At 37.6% G+C, this 25,685-nt stretch carries 21 protein-coding genes; 15 read left to right on the top strand and 6 right to left on the bottom strand.

The features are described from left to right. The first annotated feature begins 80 nt into the window (after positions 1-80). Positions 81-518 (top strand): retropepsin-like aspartic protease, encoded by a 438-nt coding sequence (locus BUC16_RS03850; RefSeq protein ID WP_073368065.1) that lies wholly within the window; start codon positions 81-83, stop codon positions 516-518. Between the two features lie 27 nt (positions 519-545). Continuing rightward, positions 546-1,322 carry a hypothetical protein gene (locus BUC16_RS03845; RefSeq protein ID WP_244534332.1) on the top strand — a complete coding sequence of 259 codons (777 nt, stop codon included), beginning with the start codon at positions 546-548 and terminating at the stop codon, positions 1,320-1,322. Positions 1,323-1,388: 66 nt separating this feature from the next. Here the strand turns inward: BUC16_RS03845 and odhB are convergent, their stop codons facing one another. Next, positions 1,389-2,615 (bottom strand): 2-oxoglutarate dehydrogenase complex dihydrolipoyllysine-residue succinyltransferase, encoded by a 1,227-nt coding sequence (odhB, locus tag BUC16_RS03840; RefSeq protein ID WP_073368064.1) that lies wholly within the window; start codon positions 2,613-2,615, stop codon positions 1,389-1,391. 55 nt (positions 2,616-2,670) lie between these two features. Beyond that, on the bottom strand, positions 2,671-5,466 hold the full coding sequence (locus BUC16_RS03835) for a 2-oxoglutarate dehydrogenase E1 component (protein WP_073368062.1): 2,796 nt from the start codon (positions 5,464-5,466) through the stop codon (positions 2,671-2,673). A gap of 122 nt (positions 5,467-5,588) precedes the next feature. Between BUC16_RS03835 and BUC16_RS03830 the strand changes: the two genes are divergently transcribed. Then, positions 5,589-6,131 (top strand): hypothetical protein, encoded by a 543-nt coding sequence (locus BUC16_RS03830; RefSeq protein WP_073368061.1) that lies wholly within the window; start codon positions 5,589-5,591, stop codon positions 6,129-6,131. A gap of 69 nt (positions 6,132-6,200) precedes the next feature. On the opposite strand, the gene BUC16_RS03825 is transcribed toward BUC16_RS03830, so the two are convergent. From BUC16_RS03825 to BUC16_RS03815, 3 genes are all read right to left on the bottom strand, one after another. Further along, positions 6,201-6,728: a hypothetical protein gene (locus BUC16_RS03825; protein ID WP_073368059.1), complete on the bottom strand. Its 528-nt coding sequence runs from the start codon at positions 6,726-6,728 to the stop codon at positions 6,201-6,203. Positions 6,729-6,748: 20 nt separating this feature from the next. Then, on the bottom strand, positions 6,749-7,099 hold the full coding sequence (locus BUC16_RS03820) for a hypothetical protein (RefSeq protein WP_073368058.1): 351 nt from the start codon (positions 7,097-7,099) through the stop codon (positions 6,749-6,751). Positions 7,100-7,215: 116 nt separating this feature from the next. Beyond that, entirely contained in the window at positions 7,216-8,190 is a 975-nt protein-coding gene (locus BUC16_RS03815) for a polyprenyl synthetase family protein (protein ID WP_073368702.1), read from the bottom strand. Between the two features lie 187 nt (positions 8,191-8,377). On the opposite strand from BUC16_RS03815, the gene BUC16_RS03810 reads away from it, so the two are divergent. The 10 genes from BUC16_RS03810 (at position 8,378) to BUC16_RS03765 (ending at position 22,829) form a co-directional block, all read left to right on the top strand. After that, a complete protein-coding gene (locus BUC16_RS03810; RefSeq protein WP_073368056.1) occupies positions 8,378-8,890 on the top strand; it encodes a YceI family protein in 513 nt (170 codons plus the stop codon). 88 nt (positions 8,891-8,978) lie between these two features. Further along, entirely contained in the window at positions 8,979-9,575 is a 597-nt protein-coding gene (locus BUC16_RS03805; protein WP_073368054.1) for a TetR/AcrR family transcriptional regulator, read from the top strand. Positions 9,576-9,578: 3 nt separating this feature from the next. Continuing rightward, positions 9,579-10,916, top strand: a complete 1,338-nt coding sequence (locus tag BUC16_RS03800) for a TolC family protein (RefSeq protein ID WP_073368053.1) — start codon at positions 9,579-9,581, stop codon at positions 10,914-10,916. 64 nt (positions 10,917-10,980) lie between these two features. After that, positions 10,981-12,123 (top strand): efflux RND transporter periplasmic adaptor subunit, encoded by a 1,143-nt coding sequence (locus BUC16_RS03795; RefSeq protein ID WP_084546103.1) that lies wholly within the window; start codon positions 10,981-10,983, stop codon positions 12,121-12,123. A 173-nt stretch (positions 12,124-12,296) separates the two neighbouring features. Next, the gene (locus BUC16_RS03790; protein ID WP_073368049.1) at positions 12,297-15,767 is read left to right on the top strand and encodes an efflux RND transporter permease subunit; all 3,471 of its coding nucleotides are present in this window, start codon (positions 12,297-12,299) and stop codon (positions 15,765-15,767) included. Positions 15,768-16,051: 284 nt separating this feature from the next. Beyond that, a complete protein-coding gene (locus BUC16_RS03785) occupies positions 16,052-16,564 on the top strand; it encodes a YceI family protein (protein WP_073368048.1) in 513 nt (170 codons plus the stop codon). 47 nt (positions 16,565-16,611) lie between these two features. After that, positions 16,612-17,208 (top strand): TetR/AcrR family transcriptional regulator, encoded by a 597-nt coding sequence (locus tag BUC16_RS03780; RefSeq protein WP_073368046.1) that lies wholly within the window; start codon positions 16,612-16,614, stop codon positions 17,206-17,208. A 6-nt stretch (positions 17,209-17,214) separates the two neighbouring features. Next, positions 17,215-18,552 carry a TolC family protein gene (locus tag BUC16_RS03775; protein WP_073368045.1) on the top strand — a complete coding sequence of 446 codons (1,338 nt, stop codon included), beginning with the start codon at positions 17,215-17,217 and terminating at the stop codon, positions 18,550-18,552. A gap of 6 nt (positions 18,553-18,558) precedes the next feature. Next, complete coding sequence (locus tag BUC16_RS03770) at positions 18,559-19,623, top strand: efflux RND transporter periplasmic adaptor subunit (RefSeq protein WP_073368043.1); 1,065 nt, start codon at positions 18,559-18,561, stop codon at positions 19,621-19,623. 29 nt (positions 19,624-19,652) lie between these two features. Next, positions 19,653-22,829 carry an efflux RND transporter permease subunit gene (locus tag BUC16_RS03765; RefSeq protein ID WP_073368042.1) on the top strand — a complete coding sequence of 1,059 codons (3,177 nt, stop codon included), beginning with the start codon at positions 19,653-19,655 and terminating at the stop codon, positions 22,827-22,829. Between the two features lie 143 nt (positions 22,830-22,972). Here BUC16_RS03765 and BUC16_RS03760 read toward each other — a convergent pair whose 3' ends face one another. Continuing rightward, positions 22,973-23,299 (bottom strand): winged helix-turn-helix transcriptional regulator, encoded by a 327-nt coding sequence (locus BUC16_RS03760; RefSeq protein WP_073368040.1) that lies wholly within the window; start codon positions 23,297-23,299, stop codon positions 22,973-22,975. Positions 23,300-23,406: 107 nt separating this feature from the next. On the opposite strand from BUC16_RS03760, the gene BUC16_RS03755 reads away from it, so the two are divergent. Further along, positions 23,407-24,270, top strand: a complete 864-nt coding sequence (locus tag BUC16_RS03755) for an SDR family oxidoreductase (protein WP_073368039.1) — start codon at positions 23,407-23,409, stop codon at positions 24,268-24,270. 405 nt (positions 24,271-24,675) lie between these two features. Continuing rightward, positions 24,676-25,515 (top strand): class I SAM-dependent methyltransferase, encoded by an 840-nt coding sequence (locus BUC16_RS03750; protein ID WP_073368037.1) that lies wholly within the window; start codon positions 24,676-24,678, stop codon positions 25,513-25,515. The last annotated feature ends 170 nt before the right edge of the window (positions 25,516-25,685 follow it).

The raw sequence follows: 25,685 nt of genomic DNA, 5'->3' as shown, positions 1-25,685 counted from the left end.
GCGCAAAGTTACTATTTTGGGATGGTAGATTGTTATAATCCTCCATTTTTAGATTATATTTGAATCTCATTTTTGTCATTATGAACTACCTTCCTTATATTCTTAAAAAAGAAAACTATAAAAAAATAAAATTCAAGGTTTCCAAGACGCAACATTTGCTCATAAAAGCGAGCATCAATGGCGTGAAGGGCAATTTTATTCTCGACACGGGTGCCAGTTCCAGTTGCGTGGGTTTTGAAAGCATCGAATTGTTCCAATTGGACGCCAAAAAGTCTAAAACACAAGCTTCGGGTGCGGGAGCAAATGGAATGCTTACCCAAACTGCCGTTGGCAACAAACTGCAACTGGGCAATTGGAAACACAAGGGTTTTGACCTCGTGATTTTTGACTTGTCACACGTCAATGAAGCCTTGATTCAGCACAAAGCAAAACCCGTTCACGGAATAATAGGTGCCGACATTTTATTGAAAGGAAAAGGAATTATTGATTATTACAATCATTGTTTGTATTTACAATAGAAAACTAACCATTTACCATCTATACCAATGAAAACCACCGCCAAAATATTATGTGTAACGCTGGCACTGATTTTATTTTCCTGTACAAGCGAGGATATTATCGACGAAAGCCAAGTACCAATTTCTACAAATGACGAAAGCATGGCTCCTGTGTCAACAAATTCAAAAACAAGTTCCCAGAAAACTACAAGTCCAAGTACTTTAAAAACTTGGAATTTCGACAATTTGAATGAATGGATGGATGCGACCCAGGTTGGAGATCCAAATTACTTTATTGACAATGGAAATTTAAATATTTCTACTCATGCCAACACCAACGATAGAACCAAGATAAAATCCGTTGCTTCTTATACCACGGGAACTTATACCTGGAAAGTTTTTGTGCCCGAAATGGGAGTGGGCGACCAAGCCAGCATTGGTGCTTTTTTATACAATAACGACACTCACGAATTGGATTTCGAGATTGGCTACGGAAAACAATCAGAAAGAGCCTCATTAAACGCACTTTCCGACGAACTCATTGTTTACATGACCTCCCAAGCGAATCCGGTTCAATCCTATCGAAAAACCATTAAACGAGGACAATGGTATAACTTGTCGATACAGTTGACGCTTGTAAATCGAAATTATTATGCAAGTTGGACAATCAACAATGAAGTTCTGGGCGCCACCCAATTGAATTACGGCACCAAATTCAAATTCAACATCTTCTGCAGTATGGAAAATTTGTCTTTTATCGGAGACCATATTCCTTATTCAGACAATTATGCTCTTTTTGATTTTGTACAATACAACGCAAATTAAAATTAAAAATCCCAAACTCCTGTAATATGGAATTTGGGATTTTTTAGTTTTGAAAATTATTTAAAACTACAATTCGAAAGCTTTTTTCGGATTGTTGTCACAAAGCAATTCTACCGGGTTTTCCAATGCTTCTTTCACGGCAACCAAGAAACCAACAGACTCACGACCGTCGATAATTCTGTGGTCATAAGAAAGTGCCACGTACATCATTGGGTGAATTTCCACTTTACCGTTTACGGCAATTGGACGCTCGATAATGTTGTGCATTCCAAGGATTCCAGATTGAGGAGGATTGATAATTGGCGTAGACAACATACTTCCAAAAACACCACCATTCGTGATAGTAAATGTTCCACCGGTCATGTCGTCAACGGTGATTTGTCCGTCACGCGCTTTTATTGCCAATCTTTTGATTTCAGCTTCCACTCCACGGAAAGTCAAGTTTTCTGCATTGCGAACCACGGGAACCATAAGTCCTTTTGGTCCAGAAACTGCAATTGAAATATCGGCAAAATCAAAAGCAATTTTGTGGTCGCCATCCATCATTGAGTTTACGTCTGGATACAATTGCAATGCTCTAGTTACTGCTTTTGTAAAAAACGACATGTATCCCAACCCAATTCCACCGTGCTTGGCCTTGAAAGCGTCTTTGTATTCGTTACGCAAAGTATTGATTGGCGTCATGTTTACTTCGTTGAAAGTAGTCAACATCGCTGTTTCGTTTTTGGCTGCAACCAATCTTTCGGCAACTTTACGACGCAACATTGATAATTTGGTGCGTTCTGTACCACGGCTTCCTCCTGTTGGAGTTCCCATTGAAGGAACTGCATTTACTGCATCCTCTTTAGTGATTCTTCCTGCTTTTCCAGTTCCTGTTACTGAAGTTGGAGCTATATTTTTTTCTTCCAATATTTTTTTGGCTGCTGGAGACGGTGTTCCCGAAGCATAAGATGTTGCTGGAGCTGGAGCCGCTACTGGAGCTGCCTTAACTTCCGCTTTTGGTGCTTCAACAACTGGTTTCGCTTCAGCAACTGGAGCTGCTCCCGATGGTTTTGCCGCATCAGTATCTATATGGCACACAATTGCACCAACAGCAACAGTATCGCCTTCTTCTGCTTTTAAAGTAATTATTCCGCTGGCTTCTGCCGGTAATTCCAATGTGGCTTTATCAGAATCAACCTCGGCAATAGCTTGATCTTTTTCTACATAATCGCCATCTTTCACTAACCAAGTTGCGATTTCAACTTCTTTTATGGATTCCCCTGGTGATGGGACTTTCATTTCTAAAATCATCTTATTTATTTTAAATTATGAATCTTGAATTTTAATTTATCGGAATTGCTGTCTTTTATCTAATGTAATCTTTGTCGAAAACCATTTTAATGGCTTTTGCATGACGGTTTTTCGATCTTGTATAACTTCCAGATGCTGAGGCCGAAGACACTCTCAATGAAGCTAATCTCCATTTTATAAAATCGAAATTCATCAACATGTACCCGTAAGCTCCCATGTTTTTAGGCTCTTCTTGTGCCCAAACATAATCGTCTACATTTGGATATTTTGCTATGATTTCTTTTAATTGATCTACCGGCAACGGGAACAATTGTTCGATTCTCACAACTGCCACATCTTTTCTACCGTTGATTTCTCTTTCGGCAGTGATGTCGTAATAGAATTTTCCGGTACAGAAAACCAAGGTTTTAACATCCTTTTTGATTACTGAATCGTCATCAATAGTTTCTTGGAAAGAACCATTTTCTAATTCTTCGATGCTCGAAACTACTCTTGGATCACGAAGCAAACTTTTTGGCGTGAACACGACAAGAGGTTTACGGAATTTCAATTTCATTTGTCTTCTCAACAAGTGAAAGAAGTTGGCTGGTGTTGTGCAATCGGCAACATACATGTTTTGTCTGGCACAAAGTTGCAAGAAACGCTCCATTCTTCCTGAGGAATGCTCTGCTCCTTGTCCTTCATATCCGTGAGGCAACAACAAGACAATTCCGTTTTGATTGTTCCATTTGTCTTCTCCACAAGAGATATATTGGTCAATCATGATTTGGGCACCGTTGGAGAAATCACCAAACTGTGCTTCCCAAATAGTCAAGGCATTAGGATTTGCCAAGGCGTAACCATAATCAAAACCTAAAACCCCATATTCTGACAACAGGGAATTAAAAGCATTGAATTTTCCTTTTTTGCCTTCCAAGCTATTGATTAACACCACTTCTTCTTCCGAATCTTCCACTTTTACAACGGCATGACGGTGCGAAAAAGTTCCACGCTCCACATCTTGTCCAGAAAGACGAACATCAAAACCTTCTCTTAACAACGATCCGTATGCCAAATGTTCGGCCATACCCCAATCCAACTTATTGGTTTCGAAAAACATTGTTTTTCTGTCGTTGATCAGTTTTTGAATTTTGCTGATGAATTTTTTGTCTTCAGGCAAGTTACAAATGGCATTGGCTACAGCCGTAAGTCCTTCTTTTGGATAAGTGGTATCTACTTTTGTAAGCATTTGTGAAATCCCTGCGCTTTCAAAACCTTTCCACTCATTTTGCATGAATGGCGTAATGATGGTCAATTCTTTTTTACGGGATTCTTCAAGATTTACTTCCAGTCCTGATTTGTATTCGGCTTCCAAAGCTTTTACGTAAGCACCATCAATAACTCCTTCTGCCAATAATTTTTCGGCATAAATATCTCTAGGATTTTTATGCTTGGCTATGATTTTATATAATATTGGTTGCGTGAATCGAGGCTCATCACCTTCGTTGTGACCATATTTTCTATAGCCCAACAAATCGATAAATACGTCGCGACCAAATTCCATCCTGAAATCCAAAGCAAATGACATGGCGTGAACCACGGCTTCGGCATCGTCCGCATTTACGTGCAATACTGGCGAAAGCGTTACTTTGGCAACATCGGTACAATAAGTTGATGAACGAGCATCAAGATAATTCGTCGTGAAACCCACTTGGTTGTTGATTACAACGTGAATTGTCCCTCCCGTTTTGTATCCATCCAATTGCGACATTTGTATGATTTCATACAAAAGTCCTTGACCAGCAATTGCGGCATCACCGTGAACGGCAATTGGCAATACTTTTGAGAAATCGTTTGGAAAATATTTGTCTTGTTTGGCTCTGGTTATCCCTTCAATTACGGCTCCAACAGTCTCCAAATGCGAAGGATTTGGCGCCAAATTGATATTGATGGTTTTTCCTGAACTTGTTGTCTTTTCGGCACTTAATCCTAAATGGTATTTTACGTCACCGTCAAAATACTCTTGATCATTGTAATCTTTACCGTCAAATTCGCTAAAAATATCCTGGGTAGATTTTCCGAAAATATTGGCCAACACATTCAAGCGTCCACGGTGTGCCATTCCCATCACGAAATGTTCCACCCCTTTTTCTGCCGCTTTTTCGATCAATGCGTCAAGTGCCGGAATAATGGATTCTCCACCTTCAAGCGAAAATCGTTTTTGACCCACATATTTGGTATGCAAGAAATTTTCGAATGAAACGGCTTCGCTTAATTTGTTTAAAATGGTTTTCTTTTCGTCAGTCGAAAATCTGGGTTGGTTGTCGTTGTGCCCAATTTTAGTTTGAATCCATTCAATAACGTTTGGATTTCGCATATACATGTACTCAACACCTATAGATTGGCAGTAAATCTTGTCTAAATGACCCAAGATCTCGGCTAAACTACAAGGCTCTATTTTGATGATTCTTGCAGCATCAAAAACAGTTGGTAAATCTGATTTTGAAAGTCCAAAATTTTCAAGATCCAAGGTTGGCGAATAAGTCCTTCTTTTATGAACAGGATTTGTCTTTGTAAACAAATGACCGCGTGTTCTGTAAGCAGTAATCAACTTGAACACGTTGAACTCTTTGTAAAGTTTTTCAGAAATAGCCGCACTTTCGCTTGAACTGGATTGCACAGTGGCTACTGGTGCTGCCGGAGTTGTTGGAGCTGCCGAAACTTCTCCATTGTAAGTTTCCATCCCAAAGTCGAAACCTTGAAAAAAACTTCTCCAACTTGGCTCTACGCTGTCTGGATTTTCTAAATATTGATCGTATAATTGCGCGAAAAATTCGGTATGTGCCGCATTTAAAAATGAAAACCTATCCATAATTGTATATAATTCTGCTTATTTGTTAAAAATAGTTTGGCAAAAGTACAATAATTCAATACACATAGAATCTTTTTTTACGTACTTTTACGTAAAAAATTGTTAAAAAAAACCGATAAACAATGAAAAAAAACCATCACATGAGCATTTTAAGACCTTTTTTGATTTTGACAGTCTTATTTTCATTCCACCATTTATCAGCACAACAACAAACAATCACAACAAGTCCCCCAAATAATTTCTGGAACAATGTTCAATTTGGCGGCGGATTGGGATTGAGCTTTGCATCGGGTTATACGGACATCACTATTTCACCGAGTGCCATTTATAATGTCAATTCAATTGTTGCAGTCGGAACCGCCTTGCAGTTTGGCTATGTTTCTGCAAAAAATGATTACACCTCTACAATTTACGGAGCAAGTCTAATTGGTTTAATTAATCCTATTCCCCAAATCCAGCTTTCGGTCGAATTGGAAGAGATCAACGTCAATACCGATTATAAATATTATGGGGTTTCCGATTCCTTTTGGAACACCGCCTTGTATGTTGGCGCGGGTTATCGAACCGGAAATGTAACAATCGGCGCACGTTTTGATGTCTTGTTTGACGAAAACAATGGTTATTACAGCGATGCCTTTATGCCTTTTGTGAGGGTTTATTTTTAATGTACATAGATTTAGAAACCGATTTCAAAAAACTCATTGTAATAATCGAAGAATAATTTATGTTTCGAACTAAAAAGGATTGGCAGTTACCTTGAATCCCATATCCGCTTTTACCGTGACATCTTGTGTCAACGTTTCCTTAGTAGTTAGCCTGGCTCTTATTTTATAACTGGAAGCCTTGATGTATTTGTCCAATTTTTGAGTAGTGCAGGTAAGCAAAATTGTGTTTGAAGTAGAACTAATATTATCTTGATACCCCAATTCCACTTCGTCATCAGCAGTTGTAGAAATGTACAAATGTGCCGATTTAAGGAAACTGAATGTTTTGTTGGTTGGGTCAGTTATCGTTAATTTCAATTCTTTTAATTGTACATCTTTCACTAAATCGACACTGGTGTTGTTATTCTTGAATTCCGCGCTGGAATTTGTGGTAACATCGGGGGTGGCTATTTCTGTTGGGGAATTAATAAGAAACCCGCTGTTTACCTTAAACGTGGTTTGGTTTGAAATTGTAAAGGTCAATAATTTATCAAGCTCATTGCAAGAAACGGTGATTAGTGCCAAAAAGGCGATAATGGTAAATCTCATTATTTTCATCTTCTTTATTTTTTTGGGGTTTAATATTTATTCCTGAACCATACTTTTTGCCACTCTCTTTTTAAAATCAAAAAGGCAACTTCTTCGGCCAGGACCACTAAATCGGAACCATCGAGTTTTTTTATTTGGTCTTCCGAAACGTCAATGATATAAAGCAGATTCAAATATTCGGCAAATTTATATTGAATCATTCGATAGATTTTCTCGTGCAATTGGATTTTCATTTCCTCGGGCGAAATGCTCATTGGAAAATCGATTCCTTCATTGGCCAGATTAAAATCCTTGTTGATTTGTTCTATTAATTTCAGGTACAAAGATTCCTTTTGGGCTTCTTCGAACAACAAATCGGTGTTTAATGGGGTAATGTACATATATTTTAATTTTCAATGGCAATGGCAAAATGCAATGGCAATTTCAATGGCAATTTCAATGGCAAAAATATTAGTCTCCAATATTGAAATTGAATTTTGCTATTGAAATTGTTGTTTTAAACCTTTCTTTCCATCAAGTTTTCGCCAAAAGCTTTCAAGACTTCTTTTTTCTCTTGGGAAATATTCATTTTTTCCAAGGTTTCGAATGCTTTCAACGTATATTCTTCAATGGCTTTTTGGGTAGCTTTTGAAGCCCCTGTTGCGTTGAAAATTTCTTTGACGGCGGCTATTTTATCTGTGTTGTCATCTAATTTAACGGAAAACAATTGCAATAATTGTTCTTTTTCGGCTGGTTTTGAAAACTCCAGGGCTTTCAGGTATAAATAGGTTTTCTTGTTTTCAATGATGTCGCCGCCCACTTGTTTTCCGAAGGTTTCAGGATTGCCAAAAGCATCCAGATAATCGTCCTGCAACTGGAAAGCCAAACCCAAATTAAGACCGAAATCATAAATCAACCCTCTATTTTCCTTGGAAGAACGAGCCACAATCGCACCCATTTTCATTGCTGCGGCAACAAGAACGGCTGTTTTGTATTCGACCATTTTTAGATATTCTGGAATCGTGACGTCGTTTCGGGTTTCAAAATCTACATCATATTGCTGTCCTTCGCAAACTTCGAGAGCCGTTTTGCTGAATAATTTGGCCAGTTTTCTAAAAGTTTCCGGTTGGTAATTTTCGAAATATTGGTAAGCCAAAATCAACATGGCATCGCCAGATAGAATTCCGGTGTTGATGTTCCATTTTTCGTGAACCGTAACCTTGCCTCTTCGCAAAGGGGCATCGTCCATAATGTCGTCGTGAACCAAGGAAAAATTATGAAAAACCTCGACTGCCATTGCTGCCGGCAAAGCCAATTTATAATCGGCGTCAAAAATATCGGCCGTCATCAAGGTCAAAACCGGACGTATTCTTTTGCCGCCCAACTGCAAAATATAATCTATGGGTTGGTAAAGATTTTTGGGTTCTTTGGCAATATTTTGACTTTCCAAATAAATTAAAAATTGCTCTTGATATTCGTGTATAGGAAGCATTACTGTTGATTTTAGATTTTCAAATTTAAAGTTTACAAAGTAACTTAAAAAAGCTGATACTTTAAGTTTAGAATAAATTTTTAAAAATACCTTGGAAACTATTTTGGTATTCAAAGTTTCCATTATATATTTGTTCCAGAAATCAAAACCCTAAAAGACCTTTTTGTCTTATAAACCAAACCAAGCTATGACAACTAAATGGACCATTGATTCAGACCAATCGGATGTGTTGATCCAAATGAAAGATTCAACAATCACTTATTTGGGTGGCGAAACCAACCATTTTGATGGTTTTGTATCCCTTGATGAAGATCAAATCGAAGATGCATCTCTAGAATTTTCTTTAGACAGCAATACTTTCCCTTCCAAAAAAGAAACTGCATTGCAAAACAAAATGAATACCAACCCAAGCAAAAAACCGCTTATTCGATTCAAATCAACCTCTTTTCAAAAAATCAAGAACAACATCAATTTCCTGAAAGGGTATTTGACCATAAAAGATGTCACCAAGATGGTGGAACTGGATGCCGAATTCATCGGTATCAACAATTACAACGGAGCCAAAAAAGCGGCTTTTGAAATAAAAGGAGACATTAATAGAAACGATTTTGGACTGGACAAAAATTTCAACAATTCGAAAGAAAAATTTGGATTGGGAAAAAATCTAAAATTGGTGGCCAATCTAGAATTTACAATTTAAAAAAATGAAATCGCCATAATTCAAAAATCACAAACAGCAAGGTAGAATGGCGATACCATATCACCAAAAAAACAATAAAAATCTTCATATGAAAGATAAAATTATAGCAAAAGCAACCGATTTGTTCTTGAAACTTGGTTTCAAGAGCGTGACGATGGATGATATTGCGGGAGAAATGTGTATTTCGAAGAAAACAATTTACAAATATTTCTGCAACAAGGAAATACTTATCGAAGAGAGTACCACGTTAGTACACAAAGAAGTACACCAAATTATTGACAGCATCGTGGCCGAAAAGCACAATGCCATCGAGGAAAATTTCATCATCAGGAAGATGTTCAAGGACATGTTCAAAGCCGGTGACACTTCTCCCCTTTATCAATTGAAAAAGCATTACCCCGAGATTTATCATCAAGTAATGAAAAGAGAAATTGAGGAATGCAATTCTTGTTTTAGGCAAAACATAGAAAAAGGAATTGAACAAAAACTATATCGCTATGATTTGGATATCGAAACTTACGTCAAATTCTATTATTATTTAATTTTCAGCATCAATGAAAATACACGTTCCGAGGTTGAAGCACAAAAATTGGAATTAGAAGCCTTGGAATACCACACCAGGGCAATGGCAACTGCCGAAGGAATAATCGAACTCGAAAACCAATTACAAAACATTAACAAATAATCCATGAAGAAACTATTTTTAATCCCCTTATTCGTTTTTGCCCTGACGGCAAAATCGCAAGAACAGAAAAGATATAATTTTAGTTTGGAGCAAGCAATAGCGCATGCTTTAACCAACAATTATACAGCCATAAATGCCGGTAGAGACATCGAAGCTTCCAAAGAGAAAAAATGGGAAACAACGGCAATGGGTTTACCGCAAATTAGTGGTAGCGTAGATTACACCAACAATTTTGTTTTGCAAAAATCTGTTGTCCCTGCCGAATTTTTTGGGGGAAACCCTGGAGAATATGCCACAGTTGCCTTCGGAACCAAACACAATATGACGGCACGCGCCACTTTAAGCCAATTAATCTTTGATGGTTCCTACATTGTGGCTTTGCAGGCTTCAAAAACCTATATGAAATACTATGAAAATGCAAAACAAAAAACCGATTTCGAAATCAAGGAAGCGGTAATCAATTCCTATGGAAATGTTTTGTTGGCAGAAGAAAGCATCACTATTCTGGAGAAAAACAAAGCCACTTTAGAAAAAACGTTATCAGACACCAAAGCTACTTTCAAAAATGGCTTGATCGAAGAAGAAAGCGTGGAGCAACTAGAAATCACGTTAACCTCGATAAACAGTACATTGAACTACAACAAAAGACTGGTTGACGTGGCATATAAGATGCTTAAAATGACGTTGGGAGTGGAAATCAACGATGATTTGAAACTAACGGACAAATTAGATAATTTGACTATTTCTAATTTAGACATGGCTTTTTCCCAAAGCGAATTTGCGGTTTCCCAAAATGTAAATTATCAAATAGCGCAGAACTTTCAAGAACAAAGAGAATTAGAATTAAAACTGCAAAAAAGCAAAGCTTTGCCTTCATTGTCAGCCAATCTAAATTATGGAACCAATGCTTACAAGGATGAATTCCAGTTTTTTACCCAAAATCAAAATTGGTTTAATTATTCCAATCTTGGTGTAAGTTTGAATGTTCCCATCTTTAGCAGTTTGGCCAGAAGTTCCAGAACCCAACAAGCCAAAATTGCTTTAGACCAGGCTAAAACCCAATTGACGGAAACCGAACAAAAATTGAAATTGCAATATGCCGCAGCCAAAACGGACTACGAATTTAGCGTTGAAGAATATACCACGGCAAAAAACAATTTGAACCTTGCCGAAAGAATCGAAAAAAAGCAACAAATCAAATTTACCGAAGGTTTGTCTTCCAGCTTTGATTATAATGATGCACAAAGACAATTGTACAGTGCACAACAAAAATACCTGCAATCCATGGTAGATGTAATCAACAAAAAAGCAGCTTTAGAAAAAGTAATCAACAAACAATAATCCAATTTAAATAACCATACAAATGAAATCGAAGATTCACGAATTCCAAAAAAATATAAAAGTCATGAGTAAAAAAATATTTATCATCTCGGCCCTTTCATTACTCCTTTTCGCTTGTGGAAAGAAGGAAGACAACACAAACATTGACACTTTGATTGCATCAAAAGATGTAAAAGGACTTCAAGCCAAGAAAACTTTAATCCAAGCCGATTTGGCAAAAATTGACGAGGCATTGGAAACATTGGATGTAAAAACAGAAGAAGCATTGGTTTCTGTACTTACTGTAAAAGACACTGTTTTCAGTCATTATCTTGAAATTCAAGGTAGCGTAGATACCAAAGAAAACATTTTGGTGCAACCAGAATACCAAGGAACCTTGATTGAGTTGAATGTAAAAGCAGGTCAACGAGTTACAAAAGGACAAATTTTGGGCAGAATTGACGATGCTGGTTTAAGCCAACAAGTGGCCAGCCAGGAAAACCAATATGCTTTGGCAAAAACAACTTTTGAGCGTCAAAAAAATCTTTGGAACCAAAAAATTGGTTCTGAAATTCAATATCTGCAAGCACAAACACAAATGATTTCTGCTCAAAGAGGTGTTGCCCAAATCAAGGCACAATTGGCAAAAACAGTAATAAGAGCTCCATTTACTGGAACTATCGACGAAGTTTTTGTAGAAAAAGGACAAGTTGTGGCACCAAGTACCCAAGGATTAATGCGTATCGTGAATTTAACCAATATGTATGTTTCGACTTCTGTTCCTGAAACTTACATTGGCAAACTAAAAGTAGGCACACAAGTAGACGTTATCTTGTCTTCTTTGGGAAAAACGTATAAAGGAAAAGTACGTCAAGTTGGTAATTTCGTGAATCCTAGCAACAGGAGTTTTGGTATTGAAGTAAGTGTTCCAAATCCGGAAAACTTGTTGCGTCCTAACCAGGTAGCTAATCTTAAAATCACGGATTACGTGAGTAATAATGCAGTTGTTGTTCCTACCAACGTGATTCAGGAAGACGGACAAAAAAACAAATATGTTTTCATCGTTACCAATTCAAACGGAAAAACGGGAACTGCCAAGAAAGCAATCGTAAAACTAGGTCAGTCATCCGATAATGTAACTGAAATTTTAAGCGGAGTATCAGATAATGACATCATTGTTACCGAAGGTGCAAACGCTGTTTCTGAAGGAATGAAACTAAACTTTTAAAATGATTTTTGAATGAAGATTGCTCCGCCTGTTCGCTCTTTCAGAGCTCGGGTAACGATTTTCGATTGCAGATTTCTGCATCGTTTAAATCTCAAATCTCAAATATAATTCCTTATAGAATTACACAATACACATCTAAAATCAAAAATCGTTAATCTAAAATCTCAAATTATATGAGTCACCAAAACAAACAATTCGGCATATCAAGCTGGGCCGTCGACAATCGTGTTACGGTTTACATCCTGACAGCAATCATTGTAATCTCTGGGGTTTATGCCTATATTACAATGCCTCGCGAAGATTTCCCGGAAATCATCGAAAACAAAGTGTACATCTCATCTGTTTTTCCCGGAAACTCAGCGGAAGATGTCGAAAAATTGGTTACCAAACCATTGGAAAAGGAAATCAAAAACATCAGTGGTGTTACCAAAGTAACTTCGAGTTCGTTTCAGGATTACGGAATGATTATCGCCGAGTTTGACGATGATGTTACCATTGATGCGGCTAAAGTAAAAATCAAGGACAAAGTTGACAATGCCAAAGCAGATACGGATTGGCCTAATCTGGATAATGGCAGTAAAGTGGAACCTAATGTTTTTGAATTGAACATTTCTGAAGAAGTGCCAATTTTGAACATCAACCTGCAAGGAAATTACACTACCCAACAGCTTAAAAAATACGGAGAATTAATCCAGGATGACCTGGAAGAAATCTCCGAAGTGAAGAAAGTTGACATTCTTGGCGTGGATGACAAAGAAGTGGAAATTGCAGTGGACATCTTCAAAATGACGGCGGCGCAAGTGACTTTCGACGAAATCCAGAATGCGGTTAAATTTGAAAACATGACGCTTTCGGGAGGGAATTTGGTGTCACAAGGCTCCAGAAACAACATTAGAATTGTCGGTGAAATCAAAGACCCGAAAGAACTGGAAAACGTTATCGTGAAATCGCACGGCGGAACTGTTTACCTAAAAGACATTGCATCTGTTAGTTTCAAAGAGAAAGAAAAAACCACTTATGCCCGTGAAAAAGGGAATGAAGTGGTGATGCTAAGCGTGAAAAAACGTTCCGGTCAAAACATGATTTCTGCCATCGAACAGGTAAAAGAAAGAATAGAAAAAGCACAAGGATCTTATTTGCCTAAAAACCTGAAAATCGAAATGACAAACGACCAGTCTTCTCGTGTGGAACATCAGGTGGATGAATTGTCAAACCACATTATTTTCGGGATTATTCTGGTAATGATCGTCTTGATGTTTACCATGGGATTACGAAACTCCCTATTCGTGGGAACTGCAATTCCGTTGTCCATGATGATAGCCTTTGCGATACTTTCGGCTTTAGGATTAACATTGAATACGATGGTTCTTTTTGGATTGGTAATGGGACTGGGAATGTTGGTGGATGACGGAATTGTGGTGGTCGACAACGTTTTTGCCAACATGAAAAAAGGATTACCCAGAATAGAAGCCTCGAAAGTGGGTATTGGCGAAATTGCCTGGCCCGTAATTTCATCGACAGCCACTACATTGATGGCGTTCTTGCCATTTGCCTTATGGCCAGGAACGATGGGTAAATTCATGAAATATTTCCCGATGACTTTGACCGTGACCCTTACCGCATCTTTATTTGTGGCAATGGTCGTGAATGCTGCAATGACGGGAGGTTCAATGGATATTGAAGACAAAAACGTTTCTAAAAAGAGTTTGAAATTCTACACTATTTTATTTGTGGCATTCGGAGTATTTCTTGCCTTTATTGGATCGAAATATACTTATGACAGTAAATTCCTGAGAGGAATTGGTCACTTGTTATTAATTTCAACAGGACTGATGTGGTTGTATTTCTTGAAGATTTACCAATGGACACAGGACTTCCAACACAGTTTCTTTCCTAGACTAGAAAATAATTACAAAGCCTTTTTGGCCAATATCCTTACCAAAAGAAAATCTTGGTTTGCATTGGTAGCCATTATTGGAATGTTGTTTTTCTCTTTTGTATTGTTGGGTGTTTTCCCTAGAAAAGTATTGTTTTTCCCGGACAACATACCGAATCAGGTAATTGCTTATATTGAATATCCGCAGGGAACTTCGATTGAAAAAACCAATAAAGCGACCTTGTTTGTAGAAAATCAGGTTATAGAAGTCCTGCAAAAATATGTAGATCCAAAAACGGATAAAAACTTCCTTGCCGAATCTATCGTTTCCCAGGTAGGTATTGGCGCGGGAAATCCAAATGTCGATGCGGGTTCTGCTTCTGAAACGCCTTATAAAGGAAAAGTAACGGTGAGTTTCTCGGAATTCAAATTCCGCAAAGGAATCAATACATCGGATATCTTGGAAGAAATTCGTTCCAAGGTAAAAGCCATTGCAGGAGCAACGATCACGGTCGAAAAAGATGCCAATGGACCACCAGCGGGTTATCCGATCAGTATTGAATTGAAAGGAGAGGATTATGATTCGATGCTGAAAGAAGCCGATAAAATGATCGCCTTCATCGATTCGAAAAACATTCCCGGAATTGAAAAACTGAGTATTGACATCAACAAAGACAGTCCGGAACTGGAAGTAAAAGTTGACCGAGTAAACGCCGGAAGCATGGGTGTTTCCACCGGACAATTAGGTTTTGCCTTGCGTCGTTCCGTTTATGGGCAGGAGATTTCGACTTACAAAGAAGGTGATGACGATTACAATATCGTAATGCGTATGCAGGACGATCAACGCAAGAATGAAAACATTCTTTTCAACCAGTCGTTGACTTTCAGAAACCAGAACAACGGACAAATCGTTCAAGTTCCAGTTTCCGCCATTTCGCAAACCGAAAAAACGAAGACCTACAACCAAATTAAAAGAAAGAACCACAAGCGAATAATGACCGTTTATTCGAATGTGTTGACGGGTTATAATGGTGATGAAATCACCAAACAAATCCAAACAGAATTGAAGAATTACAAATTGCCAAAAGAGGTAAGTTATTCTTTCTCCGGAGTACAGGAAGAACAAGGAAAAAACCAAAGTTTCCTGATGTATGCCCTGTTCTTGGCATTGGCAGGAATTACCATCATCATTGTATTGCAGTTTAATTCGGTATCGAAAACGATGGTGATTTTATTCACGGTAATCCTGAGTTTCAGTGGGGTTTTCTACGGTTATGTCATTGCCAACATGGATTTCGTAATCCTGATGACGATGATGGGAATCATTTCGTTGGCGGGTATCGTGGTGAAAAACGGAATCGTGTTGATGGACTTCTTCGTCTTGCTGATGGATAAAAAAGTGTACGACAAAGGCGTGGAATCGCACGATGATTTGACCTTGGACGAAATCAAGGAAGTCATCATCGAATCTGGAAAATCACGTTTGCGTCCGGTATTGTTGACCGCTTTGACGGCAGTCTTGGGATTGATTCCGTTGGCGATTGGTTTGAACTTTGACTTCTTTACCTTAATCACTGATTTTAATCCACACTTCTTTATGGGTGGAGACAACGTGATTTTCTGGGGACCTTTGGCCTGGACCATTATCTTCGGATTGACTTATGCCACGGTTTTGACCTTGGTGATGGTTCCGGTAATGTTCTATCTGGTAAAAAGAATGAAGTACGCCTTGCGCGACAGAAGATTAGCCCGAGCTACTGAAGCATAATATTTTTTGCCCCTCTTGAAGAAACCACCCGAGACTTGATTTTGGGTGGTTTTTTGTTTTTACAGACAAATCGAAATAAAAAATATAGGGTTGGCTTTTTCCATCCCGTAGCGCGGTTTTACTGTATACACTAGCCATCAAGGCTTTGGAGTTTCAAATATAAAGTTTAAAATAAATTTCAAAAATACTTTGGAAACTATTTTGGTATTCAAAGTTTCCATCCTATCTTTGCACCAGAAATTAAAACCCTTAAGGCCTTTTTACCTTATAAATCAAACCAAGTTATGGCAACGAAATGGACCATTGATTCAGACCAATCAGATGTGTTAATCAAAATGAAAGATTCTACAATCACTTATTTGGGTGGCGAAACCAATCACTTTGATGGTTTTGTGTCCCTTGATGAAGATCAAATCGAAGATGCATCCGTAGAATTTTATTTAGACAGCAATACTTTTTCTTCCAAAAAAGAAACTGCATTGCAAAACAAAATGAATGTCAACCCAAGCAAAAAACCGCTTATTCGATTCAAATCGACCTCTTTTCAAAAAATAAAGAACAACATCAATTTCTTGAAAGGGTATTTGACCATAAAAGATGTCACGAAAATGGTGGAATTGGATGCAGAATTCATCGGTATCAACAATTACAACGGAGCAAAAAAAGCGGCTTTTGAAATAAAAGGAGACATCAATAGAAATGATTTTGGACTGGACAAAAATTTCAACAATTCGAAAGAAAAATTTGGATTGGGGAAAAATCTAAAATTGGTGGCCAATCTGGAATTTTCAATTTAAATAAAATGAAATCGCAATGATTTCCAAAATTTAAATATTATCTAAACATGAAAGATAAAATTATAGCAAAAGCAACCGACTTGTTCTTGAAACTTGGTTTCAAGAGCGTGACGATGGATGATATTGCGGGAGAAATGTGCATTTCAAAGAAAACAATTTACAAATATTTCTGCAACAAGGAAATCCTGATTGAGGAATCGACAACAATGGCCCACAAAGAAGTACACCAACTTATTGACAGCATTGTCGCCGAAAATCACAATGCCATCGAGGAAAATTTCATCATCAGGAAGATGTTCAAGGAAATGTTCAAAGCCGGTGACACTTCTCCTCTTTATCAATTGAAAAAGCATTACCCCGAGATTTATCAACAAGTAATGAAAAGAGAGATTGATGATTGCAACTCTTGTTTTAGGCAAAACATAGAAAAAGGAATTGAACAAAAATTATATCGAAATAATTTGGATATCGAAACTTACGTCAAATTCTATTATTATTTAATATTCAGCATCAATGAAAATACGCGTTCCGAGGTAGAAGCACAAAAATTGGAATTAAAAGCCCTAGAATACCACACCAGGGCAATGGCAACTGTCGAAGGAATAATCGAACTCGAAAAACAATTACAAAACATCCATAATTAATCATCAATGAAAAACAGAATGCTACTATTCTTGTGTACAATTGGCCTCTCAGTCAATGCACAAGTCACCACTTTAACCTTGAAAGATGCCATAACGTATGCATTACAAAATAAAGCGGAGGCCAAAAAATCAAAACTGCAAATAGAAAACAACGAATACAAAATTCAAGAAATTCGCTCCCTTGCTTTACCTCAAATAACTGCCAACGGAAGTTTAACCTACAATCCCATTTTGCAAACCAATGTACTTGATGGAGCAATGTTTGGAAAACCTGGAGAATCAATACAAGTTGCTTTTGGCCAAGAATGGACATCGGGAGCTGGAGTTTCGCTAAATCAAGCGATTTTTGACCAAGCGGTATTTACAGGATTGAAAGCCGCAAAAACTTCCAGAGAATTCTACCAAATAAACAATCAACTCACGGAAGAACAAATAATCGAAAGAGTAGCCAATAATTATTATTCCGTGTTTGTACTTCGAGAAAGATTGACTTTATTGGACAGCAATTATGTGAATACCACAAAAGTTCGCAACATAGTAAAAGGACAATTTGACAATGGCTTGGCCAAAAAAATTGATTTAGACAGAATCAACGTAAAAATGTCCAACATTGACACGGATCGTCAACAAGTCAAAAATCAAATTGACTTACAAGAAAATGCGTTGAAGTTTTATATGGGGATGCCGATTGCAACACCAATCAGTTTTCCAAAAACCGAATTTGAAGTAACTCCAACTGCATTGAGCGAAGCTCCTAATGCGGCAAACAGAACCGAATATTTGCTCTTGAAAAAACAAGAAGAACTTTTAGGATTTCAAAAGAAAGCCATTATAGCCGAATATTACCCAACTCTTTCCTTGGTGGCAGGATACAACTATTTAGGCCAAGGTCCTGAAGTGCCTCTATTTGCAAAACCTGCAGATGGAGTGTATTGGTCTGATTATTCCGCCATTGGATTGAATTTGAGAATTCCAATTTTTAATGGTTTTGGAACTCGTGCCAGGGTAAGACAAGCCGATGTTGAAATAAGGACTCTTCAAGAAGACATCAAAGATACCCAATTGGCTCTTGATTTGGATTATATCAATGCCAAAACTCAAATTGAGAACAACCTTATAACCATCAGAAATCAAAAAGAAAATATGCGTCTGGCTGAAGACATCCTGAAAAACACCAAGAACAATTACCTTCAGGGATTGGCTTCATTAACCGATTTATTGGATGCCGACAATGCCTCACTTGAAGCGCAAAATAATTACACGAGAGCAATCTTGGCTTACAAAATTGCCGAAATAACATTAATCAAATCTAAAGGAGAACTTAAAACACTTATAAACAACTAGACCAACATGAAAAAGTATATAACAACCCTAATTGTAATTATTGTCGCATTAGGATTAATCGGTTTTATTTTAAATAAAAACAAGAAAGAGAATAAAGCAAAAACCGATATCGTTGCCGAAAAAAATGCGTCCGTATCCGTAAAAACAGCTCAAGTGACAACACAAGAATTAACCTTGGATTTTGTGGCCAACGGAAGTTTTGAACCGATTCAGGAATTGACTTTTTCTGCCGAGAAATCAGGTAAAGTAATCAGCGTTTTGGTAAAAGAAGGCGATTATGTAACCGTTGGACAAGCACTTGCAGTTGTAAGAGGCGACGTGATCAATGTAAATGCCCAAACTGCGGAAGCTGCATACCAAAATGCCAAATCAGATTACAACAGATATGAAAATGCTTTTACTTCAGGCGGTGTTACCAAACAACAACTGGATCAGGCAAAATTAGCTTTGACCCAAGCCCAATCAAACTTGAAACAAGCTAAAATAAATGTTGGCGATACTCGAATCAAAGCGCCAATTAATGGATTTATCAATAAAAGATACATTGAGCCAGGTTCTATTTTAGCTGGCATGCCCGCTACGGCAATGTTTGACATCGTGAATGTTTCTAGACTAAAATTAAACGTTAGCGTAAACGAAAGCCAAGTAACCAGCTTAAAATTAGGAAGCACGGTAGCCGTTTCATCAAGCGTTTTTCCAGACAAATCATTCTCGGGTAAAATCACTTTTATCGCTGCCAAAGCAGATGAGAGTTTGAATTTTCCGATTGAAATTGAAATAGCCAACAACCCTGAAAAAAGCCTAAAAGCCGGAATGTACGGAACAGCCAATTTTGGTTCGAAACAAAAACAACAATTGAAAGTAGTTCCTAGAAATGCATTCGTGGGAAGTGTGAGCAGTAACGAGATTTTTGTAGTGGAAAATAACACAGCCAAATTGAAAAAAGTAACAGCGGGTCGTATCCTGGGAGAACAAGTAGAAATAGTTGACGGATTATCTGATGGAGACACTGTAATTGTAACAGGGCAAATCAACTTGCAAGACGGCAATACAGTAGAAATTATCAAATAATTGATTTTAATAGTCAACAACCAAAACTTATGAAATTAGCAGAAATATCCATAAAACGTCCCTCGTTGGTAATTGTATTGTTTACGATTCTAACACTTGGCGGACTGTTCAGCTATAGTCAATTAGGCTATGAATTGATTCCTAAATTTGCATCCAATGTAATCGCAATTTCCACCGTTTATCCGGGAGCTTCTCCAAGTGAGGTAGAAAATACGGTTACCAAAAAAGTGGAGGACGCAATCGCCTCTTTGGAAAACATCAAAAAGATTGATTCCAAATCATACGAAAGCTTGTCTGTAGTTACCATTACGCTGACAACACAAGCGAATATCGACATTTCGATGAATGATGCCCAGCGAAAAATCAATGCCATCATCAGTGATTTACCCGATGATGCCAAAACACCCTCGTTATCAAAATTCTCGTTGGATGATTTACCAATTATGACAATTGGCGCCAACGGAAAAATGGACGAAGCCGCTTTTTATGATTTGATAGACAAAAAAATCGCTCCTGTTTTATCTCGTGTTACCGGTGTGGCACAGATAAACGTTATTGGAGGTCAAGAAAGAGAGATTCAAGTGAATCTTGACGCCGTAAAAATGCAGGGTTACGGACTTTCTGTTCCGCAGGTGCAGCAAACTATTTTGGCATCCAACTTGGATTTCCCAACTGGAAACATCCAAACTCGTGACCAAAAGATATTGATTCGTCTTGCCGGAAAATACAAGAATGTTGAAGAACTAAGAAACTTGGTCGTATCTTCTAAAAACGGAATCGAAATCCGTTTGAACGACATTGCCGATGTACAAGATACCCAAAAAATTGCCGAGAAAATCTCTCGCATAGATCAAAAAAGCGCGATTATTTTACAAGTAGTAAAACAATCAGATGCCAATGCCGTAGCGGTAAGTGAGCTGTTAAAGAACAGTATTACAAAACTAGAAAAGGATTATAAAACCAGTGACTTAAAACTGGAAATAGCCAAAGACAGCACGGTTTATACTTTGGACGCTGCAGATTCCGTACTTCATGATTTATTGATCGCGGTAGTTTTGGTTGCTTTTGTAATGTTGTTTTTCTTGCACAGTATTCGAAATTCATTAATTGTAATGGTATCGATTCCTGCTTCGTTAATAGCCACTTTTATTGGAATCTATCTTTTGGGCTACACATTGAACTTGATGAGTTTATTGGGATTATCCCTTGTGGTAGGTATTTTGGTCGATGATGCCATCGTGGTATTGGAGAATATTTACCGACACATGGAAATGGGTAAAAGCCGTATTCGTGCCTCCTTTGACGGTACAGCCGAAATTGGTGGAACCGTAACTTCGATTACATTGGTAATTGTGGTGGTGTTCTTGCCTATTGCCTTGAGTTCTGGATTGGTCTCTAATATTATCACGCAGTTCTGTGTAACGGTAATTATATCAACCCTGTTTTCATTGTTAGCTTCGTTTACCATTATTCCGTGGTTGTCCTCTCGTTTTGGAAAACTGGAACATATCGAAGGAAAAAACTTGTTCGGGAAAACGATTCTTGGATTCGAAAGTTTATTAACTCGTTTTACGAATTGGGTAACCGAATTGTTGAACTGGTGTTTGGATCATTATATAAAAACCATTGGAGTCGTATTGATTTTGTTTTTCGGAACAATATTCAGTTTGTTTGGCGGTGGATTTATAGGCGGTGAATTCTTTGCCTCTTCAGATAGTGGAGAGTTCTTGGTTCAAATCGAAATGCCGAAAGACGCTTCATTGGAGCAAACCAACTTCATGACTCAAAAAGCGGAAGCCTTTTTGAAAAATCAGGAATATGTTCATAGCCAAATTACAACCGTGGGACAAACCAGTGAAGGTATGGGAGGTGCACAAGCCACTGCCTACAAAGCGGAGATTGACGTAAAAATGATTGACCAATCAGAACGTACAGATGCTGCTTCAGTGTATGCCGCGAAAATCAAACGTAAACTCGAAAAAGTATTGGTTGGAGCCAAAGTAAAAACAGTTCCAGTTGGTATTTTGGGTACTGCAGAAAATGCAAAACTTGGATTGATTGTTACAGGACCTTCCACAGAAGCCGCAATGGCTTTTGCTAAATTAGCCGAAGCTGAATTGCGCACCATTCCGGGAACAACCGAAATCAAACTGACTGTTGAAGCAGGAAACCCTGAAGTAAATGTTCAGGTGGATCGTGATAAAATGGCTGCTTTGGGATTGACGCTACAAACAGTTGGTATGACAATGCAAACAGCTTATAGCGGTAACACTGATGGGAAGTTTAGAGCCGGTGAATATGAGTACGACATCAACATTAAATACAATGCTTTTGACAGAAAAAACATTTCCGACGTGAGTAATCTAATTTTCATCAACAATGCTGGCCAACAAATCAAACTGTCACAGTTTGCTGCTATTACTGAAGGTTCGGGACCTAGCCAATTGGAGCGTAGAGATAAATCGGCTTCGGTAACGGTTCAAGGGCAAAACGTTGGGGTTCCAACAGGAACAATTGTAACACAATGGCAAGCAAAACTGGAAAAATTGAAGAAACCAGTTGGTGTAGATTACATTTGGGGAGGAGACCAAGAAAACCAAAGCGAAGGTTTTGGTACTTTAGGAATCGCTTTATTGGCCGCCATCATCTTGGTTTACCTGGTAATGGTTGGTTTATATGACAGTTTTATGCACCCGTTTGTGGTATTGTTCGCCATTCCGCTTTCGTTTATTGGAGCATTGCTGGCATTGGCTTTGACTAACAAAACACTTAATATTTTCACCATTTTGGGTATCATTATGTTGATTGGTCTGGTGTGTAAAAACGCGATCATGCTTGTGGATTACACCAACCAACGAAGAGCAGCTGGTGAATCAATAAGAAGAGCATTGATCCAGGCGAATCACGCTCGTCTTCGTCCGATCTTGATGACCACCATTGCAATGGTTTTCGGTATGTTCCCAATTGCATTGGCTTCTGGAGCTGGTGCCGAATGGAAAAACGGCTTGGCTTGGGTAATTATTGGTGGATTGATCTCGTCATTATTCCTGACCTTGATTATTGTTCCCGTGATTTATGAAATTATGGAGAAAATCAAAGCCAAATTATCCAAAGCTGAAAAAATCGATTATGAAGCCGAAATGGTTGCCGATTATGATCACAAAGAATTAAGCGAGGATGGTTTTAATCCGAAGCATACAATTTAACATCTTAATTTAATTCAATAAAGAAACCACCAAAAATCAGATTTTTGGTGGTTTCTTGTTTTATTATGGGAATGGTAATTTTATATTAACAGAAATATAAAGCGAAACAAACCTTTGCCTTTCACAAAACACAATCTTTGTTTCTACTTTTTTACTAAATTTTCATTTGCCCAATGAACCATTGCATTAAAAACAGATGATAAACTTTGACCAAATTCAGTAAGTGAATATTCCACTCTTGGAGGAAGTTCTTTATAATATTCCCGAATTATTAAACCATCTTTTTCCAAGTCTTTTAGCTGTTCGGTAAGGACTTTTCGTGATATTCCTGATATTGTCGCATCAATTTGTCCAAATCTTCTAGTCCCTTTTGACAAATAGAACAAAATTGGAGCTTTCCACCTTCCTCCAATTAATTCTAAGGTTGCCGTTACCGGACAATCAAATTTTTTTTCGTGTATTTCCATCATTAGTTACAATATTGTTACTACTATTTGAATTCCATTTGTTTCGATTGTAAACTTTTATTAGTTACTTTGTGTAACAAAAGTAATTAAAAATTTAAATAAATAAAAAAATGATTTTAATAACAGGAGCTACAGGACATTTAGGAAAATCGGTTGTCGATCAATTGTTGACAAAAACGACACCAAATAAAATTGCAATTCTTGCAAGAGATGCGGAAAAAGCGAAAGATTTTAAAGCAAAAGGGATTGATGTGAGAATTGGAGATTTTGACAATTCAAATTCACTAAATGAAGCATTAAAAGGAATCGAAAAAGTATTGCTGATTTCGGGAGTTGACCCGGTAAATCGTTTACAACAACACAAAAACGTAATTGATGCAGCCAAACTGAATGGAGTAAAATTAATTGCTTATACCAGTGTGACAATGGAAAATTTTTCCAACTCTGACAATCAGTTTTTGATGGGAAGCCATTTTCTAACCGAAGATTATATCAAAGAAAGCGGATTAGCGTTTACTTTTTTCCGCAATAATTTATATACCGACACCATTTTGATGTTTGCCGGCGAAAACCCTTTTGAAACAGGAATTACGTTGCCTACAGCCAAGGGAAAGGTAGGATTTGCTCTTCGCAGAGAAATTGGCGAAGCCATTGCCAATGATTTGTTATCTAATTATAATGAAAATAAAATTTATGAAATTACGGGTTCAGAAGCGTATTCTTATGCTGATGTAGCATCTGAATTATCAAAACTTTCTGGAAAGACGGTAACTTATACAGAACTTGAATCGGAGGATTACAAGGGAATTTTAGAAAAAGCAGGTGTTCCAGAACATTTTATTCAAGTGTTTACAGCATTTGCAGCAGATATAAAAAACAACCAACACAGTAAAGTGACAAGTGATTTGGAAATTTTACTTGGAAGAAAACCAATAAATTTTTCTTCTGCTTTGAAAGAATTATATAAACTTTAAAGAAGTTATATTTCCACGATTAACGCGAGTGTCGTCTCCGTGTCAATCCTGCCGTGAATCCGAACTACTTTTTTTGAGAATGTCTTTTTAAGAATTCAACATGTTTTCAGATTTACTAAACAACCACGCTAAAATCAAAATTGGCTGTTGCAAAAATTTGCAACAGCCAATTTTTATTGAATTATTCTTAAACCTTCAACGCCTAAAAAACATCAAACCCATCATATTTCAATTTGAATTATTTAAAGATTCAAAAAATAATAATTACCTTTGAAGCTACTGATTAACAGGGTATTATTTTCATATCTCTATCTGCAAAAATCAGTTTTATGCCACGCCCTATTTGGCAACAGTTATTTACCTACACTGATAAAATTTAACGTAGTAAATCAAATTGAAATCAAAATGGAAACACAACTTGAAGAAATTCGCGAACTGCAAAAAGCATCCTGGGACAAATTTTCTCCGGGATGGAAAAAATGGGACAAGTTAATGATGGAATTTTTAAAACCTGTGGGTGATGAAATTGTTAGATCGATAAATCCAAAAAATACCGATTTTGTGTTGGATATTGCTGGTGGAACAGGAGAGCCGGGATTTACAATTGCCTCTAAAGGAGGAATGGTTGTCATCACCGACCTTTCGGAAAAAATGCTTGAAATTACCAAGGAATATGCAAAAGAAAGAGGAATCAAGAATATTGAAACTCGCGCTTGCGACGTTTGCGAACTTCCCTTTGCCGACAATACCTTTGATGCCATAAGTTGCCGTTTTGGTTTCATGTTTTTTCCGGACATGCTTTTGGCAACCAAAGAAATGGTTCGTGTACTGAAACCGGGAGGCAGAATTGCGGTAGCAGTTTGGAATGGTCCCGAGAAAAATTTCTGGGTGACCGCAATTGGCGGTACCATCAATAGAAATATGCAATTGTCCCCACCATCGCCTGAAGCCCCGGGAATGTTTCGATGTGCCAAGGAAGGTTTGATTCGAGGTTTGTTTCAACAAGCTGGCTTAAAAAATACTTCCGAAAAAGAAGTGGCCGGCAAATTAAACAGTGGAACAGCCGATGTGTATTGGAACATGATGACTGAAGTGGCGGCACCTTTTGTTGCGGCACTTAGCCAAGCAGATGATGCCATGAAAGAAAAAATAAAATCAGAAGTGTATCAGGCATTGGCGGAGAAATATCCCGATGGAAATATCATAATTGACTCCAGCGCAATTGTAATTTATGGGGAAAAATAATTCGACTATTTACCAACTATTTTTCAGTAGATTACCAAATTTAAACCTGGTTAAAAATCAAAATCGGCTGTTGCAAAAATTTGCGACAGCCGATTTTTTTATAGGACGCTATATTAACAATTTAATATCCAGATTTAGTTGTTTATCTTCTAAACATTTGATCTAATTTC

The sequence above is a fragment of the Flavobacterium fluvii genome, assembly GCF_900129545.1.
Lineage (GTDB): Bacteria > Bacteroidota > Bacteroidia > Flavobacteriales > Flavobacteriaceae > Flavobacterium > Flavobacterium fluvii.
Note: the sequence above shows the minus strand (reverse complement) of the source record. Positions and strands in the feature narration are given on the sequence as shown.

Excerpts from the sequence above, each read along its gene's own strand:
- BUC16_RS03850 (WP_073368065.1), top strand. The coding sequence starts at position 81 with ATGAACTACCTTCCTTATATTCTTAAAAAAGAAAACTATAAAAAAATA.
- BUC16_RS03845 (WP_244534332.1), top strand. The coding sequence starts at position 546 with ATGAAAACCACCGCCAAAATATTATGTGTAACGCTGGCACTGATTTTA.
- odhB (WP_073368064.1), bottom strand. The coding sequence starts at position 2,615 with ATGATTTTAGAAATGAAAGTCCCATCACCAGGGGAATCCATAAAAGAA.
- BUC16_RS03835 (WP_073368062.1), bottom strand. The coding sequence starts at position 5,466 with ATGGATAGGTTTTCATTTTTAAATGCGGCACATACCGAATTTTTCGCG.
- BUC16_RS03830 (WP_073368061.1), top strand. The coding sequence starts at position 5,589 with ATGAAAAAAAACCATCACATGAGCATTTTAAGACCTTTTTTGATTTTG.
- BUC16_RS03825 (WP_073368059.1), bottom strand. The coding sequence starts at position 6,728 with ATGAAAATAATGAGATTTACCATTATCGCCTTTTTGGCACTAATCACC.
- BUC16_RS03820 (WP_073368058.1), bottom strand. The coding sequence starts at position 7,099 with ATGTACATTACCCCATTAAACACCGATTTGTTGTTCGAAGAAGCCCAA.
- BUC16_RS03815 (WP_073368702.1), bottom strand. The coding sequence starts at position 8,190 with ATGCTTCCTATACACGAATATCAAGAGCAATTTTTAATTTATTTGGAA.
- BUC16_RS03810 (WP_073368056.1), top strand. The coding sequence starts at position 8,378 with ATGACAACTAAATGGACCATTGATTCAGACCAATCGGATGTGTTGATC.
- BUC16_RS03805 (WP_073368054.1), top strand. The coding sequence starts at position 8,979 with ATGAAAGATAAAATTATAGCAAAAGCAACCGATTTGTTCTTGAAACTT.
- BUC16_RS03800 (WP_073368053.1), top strand. The coding sequence starts at position 9,579 with ATGAAGAAACTATTTTTAATCCCCTTATTCGTTTTTGCCCTGACGGCA.
- BUC16_RS03795 (WP_084546103.1), top strand. The coding sequence starts at position 10,981 with ATGAGTAAAAAAATATTTATCATCTCGGCCCTTTCATTACTCCTTTTC.
- BUC16_RS03790 (WP_073368049.1), top strand. The coding sequence starts at position 12,297 with ATGAGTCACCAAAACAAACAATTCGGCATATCAAGCTGGGCCGTCGAC.
- BUC16_RS03785 (WP_073368048.1), top strand. The coding sequence starts at position 16,052 with ATGGCAACGAAATGGACCATTGATTCAGACCAATCAGATGTGTTAATC.
- BUC16_RS03780 (WP_073368046.1), top strand. The coding sequence starts at position 16,612 with ATGAAAGATAAAATTATAGCAAAAGCAACCGACTTGTTCTTGAAACTT.
- BUC16_RS03775 (WP_073368045.1), top strand. The coding sequence starts at position 17,215 with ATGAAAAACAGAATGCTACTATTCTTGTGTACAATTGGCCTCTCAGTC.
- BUC16_RS03770 (WP_073368043.1), top strand. The coding sequence starts at position 18,559 with ATGAAAAAGTATATAACAACCCTAATTGTAATTATTGTCGCATTAGGA.
- BUC16_RS03765 (WP_073368042.1), top strand. The coding sequence starts at position 19,653 with ATGAAATTAGCAGAAATATCCATAAAACGTCCCTCGTTGGTAATTGTA.
- BUC16_RS03760 (WP_073368040.1), bottom strand. The coding sequence starts at position 23,299 with ATGATGGAAATACACGAAAAAAAATTTGATTGTCCGGTAACGGCAACC.
- BUC16_RS03755 (WP_073368039.1), top strand. The coding sequence starts at position 23,407 with ATGATTTTAATAACAGGAGCTACAGGACATTTAGGAAAATCGGTTGTC.
- BUC16_RS03750 (WP_073368037.1), top strand. The coding sequence starts at position 24,676 with ATGGAAACACAACTTGAAGAAATTCGCGAACTGCAAAAAGCATCCTGG.